This window comes from Candidatus Dormiibacterota bacterium (assembly GCA_035635555.1).
Classification (GTDB): domain Bacteria; phylum Acidobacteriota; class Polarisedimenticolia; order Gp22-AA2; family Gp22-AA2; genus Gp22-AA3.
This window is the reverse complement of record DASQAT010000035.1, coordinates 164,038-182,153: the sequence shown is the minus strand read 5'-3', so window position 1 is coordinate 182,153 and position 18,116 is coordinate 164,038. Positions and strand designations below refer to the sequence as shown.

Sequence of the window (18,116 nt, the reverse complement as noted above, 5' to 3'; positions counted from 1 at the left end):
CGATCGATCGGAGGATGCGCGCATGGAGGCCAAACGGGCGGCCGTGTCCGAGACGGGGGAGAAGACCCTGTCGATGGAGGGGCCGGGTGTCGTCCTGGAGACCCGCCGCGACGGTCTCGCCTTCCTGATCTTCGATAAGCCGCACGACAAGGTGAATCTCCTGACCGCGCCCGTCGTCGCGGTCCTCGAGATCCTGATCGACCAGGCGTCGCACGACAAGAACGTCCGCGGGCTGGTGGTCATGAGCGCCAAGCCGGCGTCGTTCATCGCCGGGGCCGACGTCAACGAGATCCGCGCCCTGCGCTCGATCCAGGACGCCGAGCACGCCTCGCGCAAGGGACAGCGTCTGTTCGACGCGGTCGAGCGTCTGCCCTTCCCGGTGGTGGCCGCCATCAACGGCACCTGCCTCGGGGGCGGGACCGAGCTCGTCCTCTCCTGTCATTTCCGGATCGTCGCCGACGACCCGCGCGTCGAGATCGGGCTCCCGGAAGTCCGTCTCGGGATCATGCCCGGCTGGGGCGGGACGCAGCGCCTGCCGCGCCTGGTCGGCCTGGCCCCGGGCCTCGACATGATCCTGACGGGCCGCAGCGCGAACGCCCGCCGCGCCGTGAGCATCGGTCTGGCCGACGAGATCGTGCCCTCCGAGCTGCTCCTGGAGGCGGCCGAGAAGCTGGTGATGGACGCGGCCGAGGGCCGGCGGCGGCCCCGCCGACGGCTGCCCGACTCCACCCTGGCCCGGCTGAACCCGGTGCACCTGGCGCGTCTCGCGCTGGCCTCGCAGTTCGCCCGCCGCGGTCTCAGGAAGCGCGTCGCCGAGGTCCACTACCCGGCCCCGTACCGGGCGCTCGAGGCGGTCCTCCACGGGCTGCGCCACGGGATGGCGGAAGGATTGCTGCGCGAGGCCGAGCTTCTCGGTCCTCTCGCCGCCTCGCGCACCAGCAAGAACCTCGTGTCCATCTTCCTCATGCAGCGCGCCGCGCGCCGCGACCCGGGGGTCGACGATCCTGCCGTCCGGCCGCGGGACGTCCGGGCCGCCGCGGTGATCGGGGCCGGCGTCATGGGTGGAGGCATCGCGCAGGCGCTGGCGCGCAGCGGTGTCGAAGTCCGGCTGAAGGACATCGACCCTCAGGCGCTGTCGCGTGGCATCCGCCACGCGCACGACCTCTACCAGGAGGAGGTCAGGAAGGGGCGCCTGAGCCGGCGCGAGCGCGACCAGAAGGCGGCCCTGATCCAGCCGACACTCGAGTACACCGGCCTGCGCCGCTCGGACGTCGTGATCGAGGCGGTCGTCGAGTCGCTGGCGGTCAAGCACAAGGTGCTGCGCGAAGTCGAGGCGGTCGTGCCGGAGGGATTCATCTTCGCGACCAACACGTCGTCCCTGCCGATCGAGGCCATCGGCAAGGAGGCGCGCCGCCCCGAGGACGTCGTCGGCCTGCATTTCTTCAACCCGGTCCACAAGATGCCGCTGGTCGAGGTGATCAAGGGCCCGCGCACGTCGCAGGAGGCGGTGGCGACCGCGGTCGCTCTGGCCAAGCGCATCGGCAAGACTCCGATCGTCGTCGGAGACGCCCCCGGCTTCCTGGTGAACCGCATCCTGATGACCTATCTCGGCGAGTCGCTCGTGATGATCGAGGAGGGGGGCAGGATCGACGAGATCGACCGCGTCATGCTCGACTTCGGGATGCCGATGGGTCCCCTGGCGCTCCTCGATCAGATCGGCATCGACGTCGCCAACCACGTCGCCGGCGTTCTCTCCGAGGCCTTCCGCGATCGCGCCCCGCGCTCCACCGCGCTGCAGATTCTCAAGGACAAGGGGTGGCTCGGGCGCAAGACGGGACGCGGGTTCTACATCCACCCGGACGGCCCGGACGACGGGGGTGCGGACGACGGCGGCGGTCCCGGCGGCGGGCGACCCGCCCCCCGGCGCAGGACGAGCCGATCCGAGGGGCCGCCGCGCGACGTGAACGAGGCGGTGTACGCGTTGATCTCCGCCCGGCCCCGGGAGCACGTGGACGCCGGGCCGACCGAGACGCGGCTCGTCCTGCCGATGATCAACGAGGCGGCACGGTGCCTCGAGGCCGGCGTCGTCGCCAATCCCTCGCACGTCGATCTGGCGATGGTCCTCGGCACCGGTTTCCCGCCGTTCCGCGGCGGTCTCCTGCGTCACGCCGACACGCTCGGCCTCACCGCGGTCGTGCAGGGTCTCGAGGCCCTCGCCGGCCGGCACGGTCCGCGCTTCCTGGCGACCCGGCTTCTGCTGGAGATGGCGCGCGAGGGGCGGGCCTTTTTCGAGAAGGAGTAACGTGGCAACCCCGATGGTCCAGACCGGGAGCAAGGCCCGTCCGGCGGCCGCCGCGGCGCCAGCGAGCTTCATGAAGTCGCTGTTCAGCGGCCGTCTCGAGGCGGGGATGGTGTTCCCGTATCCGCGGCAGGACGCGGAGGACAGGGAGACGCTGAACCTGGTCCTGGAGTCGTTTCGAGCGTGGGCGCGCGAGCGCCTGGATGGCGCCGCCATCGACAAGGCGGCCGTCTTCCCCGAGGCGCAGGTGCGCGAGCTGAAGGAGCTCGGTCTCCTGGGGCTCACCATCCCCGAAGAGTACGGCGGCGGCGGACTGTCGATCACCTCGTACTGCCGCCTGATGGAGGAGACCTGCCACTTCTGCGCGGCGACCTGCACGATCCTCGGCGCGCACCTCGGGATCGGCAGCAAGGGGATCCTCCTGCACGGCAGCGAGGCCCAGAAGAGGCGCTGGCTGCCGGCCGTCGCGAAAGGGGATCTCCTGTGCGCCTACGCCCTGACCGAGCCCGACTCGGGGTCGGATGCCGCGTCCCTCAAGACCCGCGCCGTGTGGGATGAGGCGCGCCAGGTCTACGTCCTGACCGGCGGCAAGCGCTTCATCACCAACGGAGGCAAGGCGGGCCTGTTCACGGTGTTCGCGCGCATGCAGGTCGGCGGCGAGGACAGGATCAGCGCCTTCGTGGTGACGCGCGACCTGCCCGGAGTCTCGACCGGCAAGGAGGAGGACAAGCTCGGCCTGAAGGGCTCGTCCACGACCGACCTGTACCTCGAGAACGTGCCGGTGCCGAAGGACAACCTGCTCGGCGAGCCCGGGCGCGGCTTCAAGTACGCCATGGAGATCCTCAACGACGGCCGCGTGTCCCTCGCCGCGGGGGCCGTCGGCGGCGCCAAGGAGATGATCGATCGCAGCGTCGAGTACGCGAAGCAGCGCCGCCAGTTCGAACGCCCGATCGCCGAGTTCGAGATGATCCGCGACAAGGTCGCCGAGATGATGACCGGCACCTACGCCGCCGAGAGCATGGTCTACCTGACCACCGGTCTGGCGGAGCGCGGCGACGTCGACTACTCCATCGAGTCGGCCCTCTGCAAGATCTTCTCCTCGGAGAACGCCTGGCGCGTGGTGAACCACGCCGTGCAGATCGCCGGCGGAAACGGTTTCATCAAGGAGTACCCGTACGAGCGCTACCTGCGCGACTGCCGCATCAACATGATCTTCGAGGGCACGAACGAGATCCTGCGCGCCTTCGTGACCCTGGCCGGCATCCAGAAGCTGGGCGAGGAGCTGAAGAAGGTCGGGCGGGCCCTGAGCGATCCGATCTCCCAGATCGGCGTCCTGTCCGACTTCGCCCTGAAGAAGATCCGGCAGGCGATCACCGACGAGCAGTTCCCGGACATCCACCCGCTGTTGCAGAAAACCGCCGTGCGCGCGGCCCACTACGCCGAGGCGCTGTCCACCACAGCCGAAGCCGCCCTGCGCGAGCATGGAAAGGTGATCCTCGAGCGCGAGTTCATCCAGGAGCGGCTCTCGGAGTCGGCCGGAGACCTGTACGCGCTCATCGCCTGCCTGTCGCGCGCCAACACCCGCATCCGGGAGGACGGGACCGACAAGGCGAAGCGGGACATCCTCCTCACGCGGACGTTCGGCAACGCCGCCTGGCGACGCATCCGCCGTCGTCTGCACCAGGTCACCCACAACCAGGACAGAAACCTCGTGCGCGTCAGCGACCTCGCCTACGATCAGAACGGCTTCGGCGAAGACCTGATCGCCTGAACTGCCCTTCGGGATGACCGCGGTGCCCGGTGGCGGGCCTGCCGCAGGGGCTCGCCTCATGTTCGTTCGCGCGGCCCAACGAGTGTCCATCGTCACATGCATGGCGCGGCTCAAAATCGGCGCGCCCCTGCGGCAGGCCCGCCACGGACCTCCGCGGTTCTTCGTGGCAGGGCAGGACACGCTCATGTCATCTTCTCATTGGAACGGAAAGGCCGCGCGCAACCTGGCCCGACAGGGCCGGCGGGACGTTGACTCGGATTCGGCGGAAACGCTAGCATGCGACGCATCGTTGCATCGACGGGCGTTTCACGTCGCGGCCGGCTTGACGGGCCGCGGGAACGCGGGAGGCGGGGCGTGCGGATCGTGGTGCTGGGCGGGGCCGGGATCATCGGACGCTCCATCGTGCGGGACCTGGCCGACGACAGGGAGGTCGAGGAGATCGTCGTCGCCGACCTCGATCTGGACGGGGCGAGGAAGGTGGCCGGGACGCTGGCCCGCCCCGGGGTGAGCGCGGTCAGGGCCGACGTCACCGACAGCACCGCGCTCGTCGCTCTCCTCAAGGGCGCCGCGTGCGTCGTCAATTCGGTGCAGTACTATTTCAATGTCCCCATCATGCGCGCCTGCCTCGAGGCGAAGACGCACTACATCGACCTGGGCGGGTTGTTCCACACCACGCGCAAGCAGCTCGAGCTGCACGGCGAATTCAAGAAGACGGGTCTTCTGGCGGTCCTGGGTCTCGGGTCCTGCCCGGGAATCGCGAACGTGCAGGCGCGCACCGTCGCCGACGGATTCGACAGCGTCGAGTCGATCCGGATCTACAACGGCGCCACACCCGACATGGGCGACTCCCTTGCATGGGCCTACTCGATCCAGACGATCTTCGACGAGATCACCCAGCCGCCGGTCGTGTTCAGGGAGGGCAGGTTCCTGGAGACCGAGCCGCTCGGCGAAGAGGAGCTGTACCGCTTCCAGGACCCGATAGGAGTTTCGAAAGTGCACCTGTCGCTGCACTCCGAGGTCGCGACTCTGCCCCTGACCTACGGCCCGAAGGGGATCAAGGACTGCTTCTTCAAGATCTCGTTCTTCGGCTACTCGGAGAAGGCGCTCCGGCAGCTGCAGTTCCTGGCGCAGATCGGCATGGCCTCGGGCGAGCCGATCGAGGTGCGCGGCATGAAGGTGCGGCCGCGCGACGTGCTGGTCGAGGTCCTGAAGCGCGCGCCCCAGACCGAACGCAAGGGGAGCCTCGGCTTCAAGGACATCGTGACCGAGGTGCGCGGCACCCGCGCGGGGAAACCGGTGACCGGCCGGGTCGAGACGATCGCCTGGCCGCACAAGGCGTGGGGGATCTCGGGCGGCACGATGCTGGTCGCCTCGCCTCCGGCCATCGTGGCGCGAAGGATCGCGCGCGGACAGATGAAGCAGGCCGGTGCGCTGCCCCCCGAGCAGGCCGTCGATCCCGCGGCCTTCTTCCGCGATCTCGAGACGCGCGGCGCGCGCACGACGGTCGCCGTCGCCGAGACCTTTCCCGGATAGAAGACTTCGCAGCCCGTCACTCGAGAGACTCAAGAAAACGCCGGGCGGCGCCCCACACCTCGTCTTCGTGCAGGGCCCACAGGTCGTTGTGCCCGCCTCCCTCGATCGCGACGAGCTCCTTCCTCCCGGGCGCCAGCTCGAACAGCCGGCGGCCGAGGTGAAACGGAGCGATGTCATCCGCCGTCCCGTGGATGACCAGGACCGGAGATTTGACCCGCCCGATCCGAGACGCCGAGTCGAACCGGTACGTCCCGAACCGCGACAGGACCAGCAGGACGGTGTGGCCGCCGTCGCGAAGAAGATCGGCAGCAGAGGTGAAAGGCGACTCGAGGATGATGCCCGCCGGCGGTGGGGCATCGATGGCCCGGCCACGATCCGCCCCCGCGTCGGCCGCCGCCACTTCGACCGCAACCGCCGACCCGATCGAACGTCCCCACACGACGATCCGCCCCGCGTCGACGTCCCGCCGCGATCGCAGGTACGCGAGCGCGGCGCGGCCGTCGCTGTACAGACCGCTCTCCGACGGCTGGCCCGCGCTCTCGCCGTACCCCCGGTAGTCGACGAGCATCAGGTTGTATCCCGCGGGCCGGGCCAGGAGCGCGAGGTCGAGAAAGCCGCCGATGTTCTCGGCGTTGCCATGAAAGAGCAGGAGCGTCAGCGGCGGGCGAGTCGGCGTCCGGGAATCGTCCCGCCGGGCCGGCTGCTCCGTTGCCGGAATGAACCAGCCGTGGATGTTGACACCGTCCTCGGTCAGCATGAGGACGTCCTCGAACGGCAGGCCGAGCGCACCGGGAGTGGCGGCGTATCCTCGCGGCGGATGGAATGCGAGACGCGGCTCGAGGAGCAGGGCGGCGATCTTGAGCGCCAGGACGCCCGCAACGACGACCCCGGAGACCACCAGGATCAGGCGGACGCTCTGCAGGGCGACCGAGCCCCAGGTCACGCGGGTTCAGCTCGCCTTGGAGATATCGGCCAGCAGCGTGTGATCGTCGTCGAGCGTCACATCCTTCGGCTCAACCGGAGACATGAGCTTGATGTCCTGCTCGGCCTGGACCACGCCCTTATATTGGGGAGGGATGTCTGTGCCCTTAGCGTGAATGTGGATCGGCATCAGAACTCGCTTCAGATGATTCTTGTCTTCCTGGGCGACGTGGACCGTGATAAGGAACTTGCCGTCCGGCTGCTTTTCGGAGCGCCAGGAATAACGAAATTTCGGAATGCCGACGTCCCAGAACCATTGGTCGAAAAAGTAAGTGTAATTCGAGCCCGAGACTCTGTTGACCTCCCGCAGGAGCATCTCCGTCGAGATATTCTGATTCCTGTAGGTCTCCTGGATGCTGCGCATCACCTTGGCGTACATTTCATCGTCGAGCTGGACCCGCAGCATGTGCAGTACGTACGGACCTTTGCTGTACAGTAGATACGTCCGATAGTCTGCACCGTTCGGACCGGACTGCATGTTGGCGGTCGAGATGGGTCCCTGGGGGTCGCCCAGTCTCGCCGACTTCTTCCACTCCTCCAGAGTTCGTTGGAACCGCTTTGGGCCCTGGTACTCCTTCACGAATATGCCCGATGCGTATTCGGCGAAGGACTCGCTCATCCACTCGTCGTCCCCCGTCGCGCCGTCAACCTGATGCCCCCACCATTGATGGGCGAATTCGTGAGCCACGAACCCATGGACGAAATCGCTTGTCAATGTGGCCTGCGAGAGAAAAGCCGCCCCCGTTAATTGAACGAATCCTTGCGGCGATTGACCGAAACCAAGCTGTGGAGCCATTTGGGCGATGTGCAATTCATCGTACGGATAGGGTCCATAGATCTTTTCGTAGAGTTTGAGGACCTCCTTCCACTCATTGAAGAAACTCTTGACCTTGTCTGTGGGCGCAGCGAGGTCTACGGTAAACGGGGCGGGCGCGTCCAACAGATCCAGGAGCTCGGGGTCCGTGATGGAGACGGTCATCGTCGGGAAGGAATGAATCGTCAGGGGCCAGGTCTTCTTGGTCTCCTCGCTCACATAGTCCGACGTGGCCTTCTGGAAGCGCCCGAATATGACCCAGGGAAACTCAACGGATGCGTCGCAGCGGGTCTCCAGACCGTTCTGGCCGTTTTCCTCAAATTCCCGGACGACCTTGCCCGAGCCGGTAATCAAGAAGGGCTTTGGAACTCGGATTGTCCAGTCGAACGAGCCGCGTCCACCTTGGTTTCCGTATTTGGGATACCAGTCATTCTCCAGGAGGCCATACGATTCCGCGGTGAGCTGGTAGATGACCTGGGCCTTGCCGTGGACCGTCAGCGCGATCGGGACGCCCGTTTTCGCGCCCGGGGGCAGGATCACCAGCATCTGGTCCTTCATGTGCATGAACGTGAGCGGCTGGCCGGATTCGTCAGAGACCGAGGTCACGCTCACGGGTCGCATGTCTTCGTACCAGTGACTTTGAGAGTCGGCGTTATTGTCGAGATCGAACGCGACCGCCTTGAGGTTATCGAACAGCGGCTCGACCTGCATTCGAATCTCCCACTGGACCTCTTTCGTGTTCGGAAGGTTGAGTGTCAGGTCGTGGTGCGGAATGCGTATCAACCAGGAACCATCATGATCAGGAAACAGGACATAGTGTCCCGTTGGCTCATAGTCCGACATTTTGTGCCACTGGCACCATGGGACGAGGTACCGGCGTCCCTTGGCGCCCATGGTCTCGCTGCTCGTCAGGACGTTTTCTTTCAGGTGTGCGGGGTTGTAGGAGTACGTCACCCAGTCGTGCTTGAGGGTATGGAAATCCGCCACGAAGAAATCGCGGTTGCGCAAGCCGGAGATTCGATTTTCGAGATATTGCATCTCCAGCTGCAGCGAACGGGTTCCATCGAGCCATGAGTTGCGCTCCGCAAAGATCTTCGAAGACCGATCAGCAACAGCCCCGGTCCCTGTGCCCGATTTTCCCGATACGCGTATCGTCTTGTCGGTCCCGTCGCTGAAGCGGAAGACGGCCTCCGTGAATGGCTCTTTGAGCGTCTCGGCTCCCGAATTCTTGTTGAGCATGAAACGCTGCGCTCGGCTCGGAGGAGTCATGGATGCCTCCCCGTCTCCGACGAAGGCCCCGCCGGTGACCTCTCCGCCGATCGGCTTCATCAGGAAGACCGTGCCCTGCTTCAACAGCAACGTCATGTTGTCCTTCTTGATGGCCAGGTTCGTGACCGTATAGGCGGCCGAGAGGTCGAGGCCGGTCGCGTAGAAGGCCTTGAAGACCTCTTCGCGGTTGCCGGCGAAATCGAACCCGCCCGGCGCCGGGGCGGGCGCGGGGGATGCCGGGCTCGCGGTTGCCTGCGGAGCCGTCTGCGCGGCGGGCGAGCCTCCACGGGACGAGAGACCCGGCGCCCCGAGCACAATCAGCCCGAGGGCCAGGATGAGGACACGACGCCGGAGAAGCAACCCAGCCGAGGCCTGCATCTCAACCTCCATGAAGCAGCGATCGAGTGGACGCTGGAAAGCGGAGCCATTAGGTCGAATGACGCTCATTCTAGCACTGGGAAAGGCGGGCGACGAGGATCCGGTGGCCCTAGCCGATCATCCGCTCGATCATCTTCAGGGGATCGATCGTCCGCTCGACGGCCGCGGCGATGCCCTCGAGGAGCGGCAGGCGCAGGCGGTGCCGGGCGGCCAGCTCGCGCGCCAGGCGGACCGACCCGATCCCTTCGACCACGCCGGGGATGGAAGCGAGCGCCTCCTCGGCGGGGCGTCGGCGGGCCAGCTCTTCTCCCATGCGGCGGTTGCGGCTGTGGTCGCTCAGGCCGGTCCCGACCAGGTCGCCCAGGCCGGCGAGACCGAAGAAGGTGGCGCGCCGGCCGCCGAGGGCCACGCCCAGGCGCGCGAGCTCGGGCAGGGCACGTGTCAGAAGCGCCGCCTTGGTGTTGAGACCGAGGCCGAGCCCGTCGCACAGGCCGAAGGCGAGCGCGTAGGCGTTCTTCAGGACGCCGGCCAGCTCGACGCCGGCCACGTCGCGGCTGACCTGGAAACGCAGGACCGGAGTCTGCATGTCGCGGCGGACGGAGCGCGCCAGGCGCGGGTCGCGACTGGCGAGCGCCACAGCGGTCGGCGTGCCGCGACTCAGCTCGTGCGCGATCGAAGGACCGGACATCGCGAGCACGCGTTCGCCCTGGGATGGCTGAAGCTCGGAAGCGAGGACCTCCGTCATGCGGAGATAGGTCCCGGTCTCGAGGCCCTTGGAGGCATTCACGATGAAGGGTGCGGCGTCCCCCGGCCGCAGCGCCTGTCCGAGCAGGCGCGCGACCTCCCTCACGACCTTGGACGGGACGGTGACGAGGATGATCGCGGCCCCGGCCACGGCCTCGGGAAGTTCGCCTGTGACCGCGAGTCCGCGCGGCAGCTGCACGCCCGGCAGGTACTTGGTGTTGAGTTGATGGTCGCGGATCTCGCTCGCGACGTCCGGCTCGATCGTCCACAGCACGACGTCGCGGCTCTTGCCGGCCCGGATTCCCGGCACGCCGCCGGCGAGGACGATGCCGAGGGTGGTCCCGAGGTTCCCGGCGCCCAGGACCGCGACTCTCACGCCCACGACACCCGCCTCCGTGCGAAAGGAGCCCGCGACCGGCGCGTACTCTAGCACAGGCCCGATGCTATAATCCGCCGGCGACGCGCACCCGGGCGCGCGGATCGCGGCGGGGCGCCCGAGACCCGCGTCGGGGAGCGGCATGGAATACGAACCGGTCATCGGGCTCGAAGTCCACTGCCAGCTCCTGACCGACTCGAAGATTTTCTGCGGCTGCTCCACGCGCTTCGGCGCCCCCGCCAACACCAACGTCTGTCCGGTCTGCCTCGGCATGCCGGGTACGCTCCCGGTCCTGAACCGCCGCGCCGTCGAGTTCGCCCTGCGCGCCGCGCTCGCCCTCGGCTGTCGGGTCGAGCCGGTGTCGATCTTCGCACGCAAGAATTACTTCTATCCCGATCTGCCGAAGGGGTATCAGATCTCGATGTACGACCGCCCGCTGGCGGTCGGGGGGCGTCTCGATATCGAAACGGGCGGGACGACCCGGAGCGTCGGCATCACGCGCGTCCACATGGAAGAGGACGCCGGAAAACTCCTGCACGAGGGGTTTCCCGATTCCGGAAGCACGTCGCGCGTCGATTTCAACCGCTCCGGAGTGCCGTTGATCGAGATCGTCAGCGAGCCGGACATGCGTTCGCCCGAGGAAGCGCACGCCTACTACTCGACGCTTCGAACCATCCTGGTCTATCTCGGGGTGACCGACGGCAACATGGAAGAGGGGTCGCTGCGCTGCGACGCCAATGTGTCCCTGCGGCCGCGCGGACAGAAGGCGTTCGGCACCAGGACCGAGCTCAAGAACCTGAACTCGTTCAAGTTCGTGCAGCACGCGCTGGAGTACGAGATCCGCCGCCAGACGGATCTCCTGTCCCGCGGCGGCACGGTGACGCAGGAGACCCGCCTGTACGAACCGGCGGAGGACAGGACCACCCTGATGCGCTCCAAGGAGGAGGCGCACGACTACCGCTACTTCCCCGAGCCCGATCTTCAGCCGCTGCGGGTCGACGAGTCCTGGATCGAGGCGGTCCGCCGCCAGGTCCCGGAGCTTCCCTCCGCGCGTCGCCGGCGCCTCGTCGAGAGATGGGGGCTCAAGGAGCAGAGCGCGCAGGTCCTGACCGCGAGCCGTCCGCTCGCCGACTACTTCGAGGCGACCGCGACGGCCGCGGGGGACGGTCAGGCCGCCGCCAACTGGATCGAGACGGAGGTCCTCCGGAAAATCAAGGAGGGGAGGCTGGACGTCAGGGACCCGAAGGACATCCCGCTCGATCCGGAGCGTCTCGCGAAGATCGTCGTCATGGTCAAGGACGGGTCGATCTCGGGGAAGATCGGCAAGGAGGTCTTCGAGGCGGTCTACGATTCAGGCAGGGACCCGGCCGACGTGGTTCGCGAGCAGGGTCTGTCCCAGGTGACCGACGAGGACGCCATCCGCGAGGCGATCGAAAAGGTGATCGCCGGGAGCCAGTCGCAGCACGCGCAATACAGGGCCGGCAAGAGCGCGCTTCTGGGCTTCTTCGTGGGCCAGGTGCTGAAGGCGACCGGCGGCAAGGCGAACCCCGCGCTCGTGAACCGCCTGCTGAAAGAGCGCCTGGACAGGCCTTGACGCCACACTCCCCGGGCCGCCCGGCATGATCCAGTTCTTCCACGTCACGAAGAGGTACGCGCAGGGGGCGCAGGCGCTCACCGACGTCAGCGTGCACGTCGAGAAGGGGGAGTTCGTTTTTCTCACCGGTCCGAGCGGGGCCGGCAAGACCACCTTCCTGAAAATGGTCTTCCGCGACGAGGTCCCGAGCTCGGGCCAGGTCGTGGTCAACGACCAGGACGTCGCCACGATGCCGGCGCGGCGCGTGCCGTACCTCCGCCGGCAGGTCGGGGTGGTGTTCCAGGATTTCAAGCTGCTGCCGCGCAAGACGGTGTTCGAGAACGTCGCCTTCGCCACCCAGGTCATCGGCCTGTCGCGCAAAGAGCAGCGCAGCCGGACGTTCCAGGTTCTGGAGATGCTCGGTCTCAATCATCGGCTGCACAACTATCCCGAGCAGGTGTCGGGAGGGGAGCAGCAGCGCATGGCGATCGCCAGGGCGCTGGTGAACCGCCCCCTCATCCTTCTGGCGGACGAGCCGACCGGCAACCTCGACCCCGACCTGGCGCGGGAGATCATGGGACTGTTCCGTGACATCAACTCGCACGGCACCACGGTGATCATCGCCACCCACGACCGTGACCTGATCAGGCGCATGGGGCGCCGCGTGATCTCTCTCGACCAGGGCCGGCTGGCCGCTCCCGGGGCGGCCTGATGTTGCGCGCTCTGCGGCACCACGTGCGGGAGGCCTGGGACGGCCTGTGGCGCAATCCGACGCTGAGCCTGCTGTCCGCCGCCGCCATCGGCATCTCGCTCTACGTCCTGGGGCTGTTCCTTCTGCTGGCCGTCAACCTGAACCGTTTCGTCGAGGATCTCGGGCGCCAGACGCAGGTCCAGGTCTATCTCCGCGAGGAGGTCACTCCCGACCAGATGCGGACGCTGCGGGCCGAGTTCGCCTCGGACCCCGCCATCGCCGCGGTGCGCTTCATCACGAAGGCCGACGCCCGGTCGAGGTTCCAGCGCGACTTCCCCACGCTGCGCGACCTGCCGCAGAGGGTCGGGGGGAATCCCTTCCCGGCCTCGTTCGAGCTGGAGATCCTCGACGCCTACCGCGAGCCCGAGGCGCTCGACCGAATCTCCAAGTCGTATCAGAAGGCGCCGGGTGTCGAGGAGGTGCGCTACGACCGCGACTGGACCGAGCGCCTGACCGCGATCGTCGCCCTGGTGCGCCGGGGCGGGTACGGCCTCGGCGCCCTCCTGGCGTTCGCCGCTCTGGTCACGGTCGGAGCGACCGTGCGCCTGACGGTCCTGGCCCGGCGCGAGGAGATCGAGATCATGAAGCTGGTCGGGGCCACCGCCGGGTTCATCCGCGGTCCGTTCATGCTGGCGGCGGCCGCGCAGGGATTCGCGGGCGGGGTCCTGGCGGTCGCCGGGCTCCTGTGCACGCACCGGCTCGTCGAGCGCGCGGAGTTCTTCCGGGCCAACCCGTTCCTGTCGATCGTCGCCGGCCGCTTTCTGCCAGCCGGCGCGTCGCTGACCCTGGCCGCCGGCGGCGCCCTGCTCGGCATCGTCGCCGCCCTGCTGTCGCTGCGCCGCGCCGGCACCGTGTGAGGATGTGCACGAGAAGTCTGGATCATCCGAAAGTGTGACAAGGAGACGATGATGCCGCCACGCACCAGATGGCAACGCCTGGCTCCTCCGGCCCTCCTCGCGCTGGCCGCGCTCGGGCTCAGCGTCGCGCTGGCCGGGAGCACGGATTTCACGCAGAAGCTGGTGCTGCAGAACGAGCGGGTCCGCGCCCAGATGAACTACTATCCGGCCGGGACATCCTCGCCGGAGCACGAGCACAAGACCTCGCGCGTGGTGGTGGTCGTCGAGGGAGGGACCCTCGAGATCCGCGACGCGTCCGGCAAGGTCTCGACGATGTCCCTGAAGAACGGCGACATCGTCTGGCGCGGGCCGGAGAAGCATTCGATCACGAACACCGGATCCACGCCCGTGCGGCTGGTCGAGATCGACGTCCTCGACTGCCCGAAGAAATAGGGGCGTACGCCGCCGCGCGGCCTCAGAACTCGCGGGAGATGTAGAACTGCGAGACGGTGCCGCCCTTGTGGAAGGGATCGTTGATCCGGCTGATGCGATCGCCCGGATTGCAGATGCCGTCTCCTCCGTCGTTGCAGACCTCGACCGTGTTCGGCAGCTGGTGGGCGAACGACCAGGTGAACTCGAACGGTCCGAGGTAGAAACCCCATCCGAAGCCGTAGGCGGCGCGGCCGTCCCCCAGCTTGCCGTTCTTCGAGTCCCAGAAATCGAACCGGCGGAGCAGGCCCTGGCCCGGAGTGTTCGGACCCTGGACGAAATACGAGAAGGTAGGGTCGGTCACCTCGGAGCCGAGAGTGGAGTGAAAGAAGGTCTGGCCCGTTCCCCCGAGCTGACCGCTGCCGAACCAGGCGGACGCGACATCGAAGAACAGGAAGCCCCGGAGATCGCGGATGACTCCGAACGGGAAGGCGAGCGCGTCCACGAGCGGGAAGCGGAATTCGAGATTCATGAACGATACGCGGCTGCCGAAGAATTCGCGGTAGTTGTAGCCGCGCAGCTGGTTCAATCCGCCCACCGAGTAGACGTTGTAGCCCCGGCCGTTGCCGACGATCCCCACGAGGCGCAGGGCCAGGAGCGAGCGCGATGTCGCGCGCCGGTACAGCCGGTAATCGAGGGTCGAGTTCACGAACGGGCCGCTCCGGAACAGCGACGTGTCACCCCCCGCGTTCAGCGTCGGGGCCCAGTCCTGCCGCAGCTGGAAGCGCTGCCCGTGGTAGGGGCCGAACTCCTTGAAGCGGGTCGTGTCCCCGTCGATGCTCCATGACACGAGAGGAAACTTCTCCGAGAGCTGGGCGAACTCGGTGAAGCCGGTGTTGATATTGACACCCAGAGGCCGGTCGATGCTCCGCTCGTAATAGCCGGCCGAAGTGCCGATGCGGTAGTAGCGGTTGAACGGGTAGCTGAGCTCGAAGCTGGCGCCGGTGAAACGGCTGAACTGGCGCGTCCGGAACGTCTGACCGGCCGCGGAATTCACAACGTAGAAGTCCCGGAAATCGGTGGCGGTGGCGGCCCAGTTCCAGCGGTGCTTCAGGTTCAGGTAGGCGTAGTTGAAGTTCGAGAAGGTCGAGACCGATTGGAAGTCGAAGAACTGCCGGTGGTCGCCCAGGAGGTCGGAGAGCAGGATCTGGGCGTTGCTCAGGACCGTGCCGTCGTTGGCGACGCCCACCAGGACCGACGGCGCGCTCTCGACATGGTACCGGCGCGTCGCGTATTTCGTCTTCTTGACGTCGTCGAGCGTGAGCCGCAGGGGGGGCTGGAACGGCAGGATCTCCGCCGGCTCGCGCGCCTGGTCCGCCGGGCGGATGATCGCCTCGGGCTCACCCGGGGTCATGCGGAACAGGCGGAACAGTCCGCCGCCGTAGTAGGTGTAGGCCAGCGAGGACTTGCCGTCCTCGTCCGGCAGCTCGAGCGGGGTGAATACACCTCCCACCACGTCGGTGTAGCGCCGGATCTCCCCGTTGTCGAGACTCAACGAGCACAGATTGAAGATGCCGCCGTTCGAGTCCGACGTGTACAAGACCTTCTTGGCGTCCCGCGAGAAGGACGGCTGGAGATCGAGGCTGTCGCCGAAGGTGAGCTGGATCTTGCGGGACGGGTCGTTGGCGTCCACCATGAAAATCTTCTCGGTCGCGTTGATCCGCCGGTTGTAGAGGATCTGCTGGCCGTCCGGCGACCAGGCGGGATTGCCGTCGTAGAACTCGTCCTGGGTCACGTTCTTGATCTCGCCGCTGTCGAGGTCGTAGGTGAACAGGTCGACCTGCCCCCCCTTGTTCCCTTCGAAGGCGACCCTCTTGCCGTCGGGGCTCCAGGCGGGGGACAGCTCGTCGTCCACGCCGGGGATGCTGATCATCCGATCGAGATTGCCGCGCACGGCGTCGTAGATCAGGAGCGCGCGCTCGTTCTCGCGACGGGCGAAGAAGGCCACCTTGTCCCCCTCGGGGGACCAGGTCAGGTCCTTCTTCCCCTGGAAGGCGCCGTAGACCGGGTACTCGAACTTGTTGGTGAACCCCTTCGTGAGGTTGCGGAACACCTTCCCGTCCTTGGCGGAGATGATCACGACATCGAGGTCCTCGTAGCGCGTGGTGAGCGCCGCGATCAGCTCGCCCGAGGGGGACAGCGCGGGCGAGAACGTGACGTACTCCCGCTCATAGTCGGTCTTCCTCTTGGGCGCGATCTCCTTGCCGTAGTCCTCCGCCTCCTTCTTGTCCAGAAGCGCCGGCAGGTACTTCTTCTGGAGGAACTTCTTGAACTGCCTGTCGAACTCGTCGGCCTCCAGCCCGAAGGCGTCCTTGAGCGGCTTGGCGACGTTGTTGGCGAGGAGGCTCTTGCGGTACTCCCAGAGGAAATTGCGGATCCCTTCGGACCCGTACTTCTCCTCGATGAAGTCGAACGCCGCCTGGCCGTACCGGTAGATGATGAAGTTCACGCCCTGCACGCGGTGGATCGGCGGGATCAGCCCGTTCACCACGGCGTCGCGGATGATCATCCGGTCGAAGTTGTCCTCGTCGTGGCCGAGGTGGCTGGCCAGGCCCTCCATGATCCAGCCGGGGACGTTCGAGCGGAAGGCGCGCGACAGCGACTCCTGGTACAGGATGCTGAACTCGAAGACGTGCGTCAGCTCGTGGCCGATGAGCGAATACTTCTTGTCCGGCGGCGCATCCATCGGCAGGACCATGCGGTTCTCGATCGGCTCGGCGAAGGCGCCCACGAACTCGGGCAGGAACTCGAGGACGACGTTGGTCTGCTCGAACTCGGCGTGCGTCTTGTAGTAGATGAGCGGGATCCGGAACTTGATCTCGTGGTCCAGGATCTGCGACAGCCGCATGTACTGGCTCTCGGCGTCGGAGACGACCTCCTGGAGAAGCGATTCCTCCTCCGGATAGTAGTACACGTCGAAGTGCGGCGACTTGTAGAGATGCCAGTCGAAATTCTGGTAGGCGATCTTGTTCTTCCCGAACGGAAAAACGCTGCCCGGGCTCAGGAGGGCCGCGGCGAAAAGCGCGCAACAGGCGCCCACTCGGAGGCGTTTCAAGGGGCTCCTACTCTGTGAAGATGTATCGCTGCGCCGTTCTGGGCTTGGGCATCACGATTCCCAGCACGTCGTCCTCGAACTGCTCGAACAGAGTGTACAGGACGGTCAGGCGATCGGTGCCGTGCCCGGGCAGGGTGTTCTCGCCGGTGAACTGGTCTTCGTACAGGAGCCGGCCCGTCGACCCGTCCATGAAGAAGAGGTTGAGACCGAGCGTGTACCCTTCGCGCTCGACGTAACGCGTGCGGCGCACGCGCTGCCCCGTCACCGGCGAGATCTCGTCCTGCGTGACGAATCCCGACCGGTCGGCCGATTCGTACGACGCCTTCCCGGAGATGATCAGGTCCGCGCCGTGGGTCTCGCCCAGCCGGCGCCAGAAACCGCTGTTCGCCAGCAGGTCCTTCAGCGGCTGCTCCGGCAGAGGGGGCGGCTCCACATCCAGGATGTCGAGGTTGGTCTTCTTGCGCAGCTCCTTGCGCAACAACCCCACGATCTCCTTGTTGAGATCGACGCCGGAGATCTCCTTGTCCACCAGAAAGCTCGTGACCAGGATCTTCCGCAGGCCGGTCATGTCGAGTCGCGCCGGCATCGGTGCCGTGATCGTGACCTTGGCGACGTCGCCGGCCCACGCCGCCGCCGGCGCGGCCAGCGACAGGACCGCGAGCGCCGCGGCGGTGACGCCCCGACCCGCTCTTCTAGACACCGCCGGGGGAGGGTGAGGGGAGGGGAGTTCCACCCTCGGGGGCCGGCAGCGGAGCGGTGCCCGCGTCCCCGGGGCCCGGTGACGGGGTGGCCGCCTCGCCGCCGCACGTCTTGATGGTCCGGCAGAGCTCCTGGAACGATTCATAATTGTTGCGGATCTCCTTGCTGTCGGGGGCGAGGCGGCGGGCTTGCTCGTATTCCTTGCGGGCCTTGTCGAACTGGCCGAGACTCTCCGAGGCCACGGCCAGGTTGTTGTGCGCGCGGGCGTTGTCGGGATCGGTCTTGAGAATCTTCTCCCAGCGAAACGCCGCCTCACGCCACAATCCCCGCTGCGCCGCTTCGGCGCCGAAGCGCATCTCTTGCTTGAAATTATCACGCCGGGCGGCCCCCGGAAAGACCGATGCGATAAGGATGATGCAGGCAAGTCGCAGGGCCTTGATTCGCATGCTCGGGCACCGGGCCTTCCGTCCGGACTGCCGGCCCGGGTCGGACCGTGCGATCGGGAGGGGGAAAGACCGGCGGAGTATAGAACATGAAAGGGGCATTTT

General features: G+C 66.7%; 13 protein-coding genes. 7 read left to right on the top strand and 6 right to left on the bottom strand.

The features are described from left to right. Positions 1-22: 22 nt before the first annotated feature. From VEW47_09445 to VEW47_09435, 3 genes are all read left to right on the top strand, one after another. Positions 23-2,302, top strand: coding sequence for a 3-hydroxyacyl-CoA dehydrogenase NAD-binding domain-containing protein (locus VEW47_09445; GenBank protein ID HYS05401.1), 2,280 nt, complete (start codon positions 23-25; stop codon positions 2,300-2,302). A gap of 1 nt (position 2,303) precedes the next feature. Further along, on the top strand, positions 2,304-4,070 hold the full coding sequence (locus tag VEW47_09440) for an acyl-CoA dehydrogenase family protein (protein ID HYS05400.1): 1,767 nt from the start codon (positions 2,304-2,306) through the stop codon (positions 4,068-4,070). A 354-nt stretch (positions 4,071-4,424) separates the two neighbouring features. Next, on the top strand, positions 4,425-5,603 hold the full coding sequence (locus VEW47_09435) for a saccharopine dehydrogenase NADP-binding domain-containing protein (GenBank protein ID HYS05399.1): 1,179 nt from the start codon (positions 4,425-4,427) through the stop codon (positions 5,601-5,603). 16 nt (positions 5,604-5,619) lie between these two features. Here the strand turns inward: VEW47_09435 and VEW47_09430 are convergent, their stop codons facing one another. From VEW47_09430 to VEW47_09420, 3 genes are all read right to left on the bottom strand, one after another. Beyond that, positions 5,620-6,546: an alpha/beta hydrolase gene (locus VEW47_09430; GenBank protein ID HYS05398.1), complete on the bottom strand. Its 927-nt coding sequence runs from the start codon at positions 6,544-6,546 to the stop codon at positions 5,620-5,622. Positions 6,547-6,552: 6 nt separating this feature from the next. Continuing rightward, on the bottom strand, positions 6,553-9,045 hold the full coding sequence (locus VEW47_09425) for a M1 family aminopeptidase (GenBank protein HYS05397.1): 2,493 nt from the start codon (positions 9,043-9,045) through the stop codon (positions 6,553-6,555). Between the two features lie 109 nt (positions 9,046-9,154). After that, positions 9,155-10,171, bottom strand: a complete 1,017-nt coding sequence (locus tag VEW47_09420) for an NAD(P)H-dependent glycerol-3-phosphate dehydrogenase (GenBank protein HYS05396.1) — start codon at positions 10,169-10,171, stop codon at positions 9,155-9,157. A gap of 136 nt (positions 10,172-10,307) precedes the next feature. Here VEW47_09420 and gatB point away from each other — a divergent pair, with 136 nt between their 5' ends. From gatB to VEW47_09400, 4 genes are read left to right on the top strand one after another with little or no spacing between them, the layout of a single operon-like run. Continuing rightward, entirely contained in the window at positions 10,308-11,759 is a 1,452-nt protein-coding gene (gatB, locus tag VEW47_09415; GenBank protein ID HYS05395.1) for an Asp-tRNA(Asn)/Glu-tRNA(Gln) amidotransferase subunit GatB, read from the top strand. Between the two features lie 25 nt (positions 11,760-11,784). After that, a complete protein-coding gene (ftsE, locus tag VEW47_09410) occupies positions 11,785-12,450 on the top strand; it encodes a cell division ATP-binding protein FtsE (GenBank protein HYS05394.1) in 666 nt (221 codons plus the stop codon). After that, entirely contained in the window at positions 12,450-13,346 is an 897-nt protein-coding gene (locus VEW47_09405; protein ID HYS05393.1) for an ABC transporter permease, read from the top strand. The genes ftsE and VEW47_09405 overlap by 1 nt, the downstream gene beginning before the upstream one ends. Before the next feature lie 51 nt (positions 13,347-13,397). Next, on the top strand, positions 13,398-13,778 hold the full coding sequence (locus VEW47_09400; GenBank protein HYS05392.1) for a cupin domain-containing protein: 381 nt from the start codon (positions 13,398-13,400) through the stop codon (positions 13,776-13,778). 22 nt (positions 13,779-13,800) lie between these two features. Here VEW47_09400 and VEW47_09395 read toward each other — a convergent pair whose 3' ends face one another. Genes VEW47_09395 through VEW47_09385 form a run of 3 tightly spaced genes read right to left on the bottom strand, consistent with a single transcriptional unit; the run spans position 13,801 to position 18,014 of the window. Next, positions 13,801-16,869 (bottom strand): hypothetical protein, encoded by a 3,069-nt coding sequence (locus VEW47_09395; GenBank protein HYS05391.1) that lies wholly within the window; start codon positions 16,867-16,869, stop codon positions 13,801-13,803. 7 nt (positions 16,870-16,876) lie between these two features. Beyond that, positions 16,877-17,569, bottom strand: coding sequence for a hypothetical protein (locus tag VEW47_09390; protein ID HYS05390.1), 693 nt, complete (start codon positions 17,567-17,569; stop codon positions 16,877-16,879). Next, positions 17,562-18,014 carry a tetratricopeptide repeat protein gene (locus tag VEW47_09385; protein ID HYS05389.1) on the bottom strand — a complete coding sequence of 151 codons (453 nt, stop codon included), beginning with the start codon at positions 18,012-18,014 and terminating at the stop codon, positions 17,562-17,564. Before VEW47_09385 ends, VEW47_09390 begins: the two co-directional genes overlap by 8 nt. Positions 18,015-18,116 lie beyond the last annotated feature (102 nt).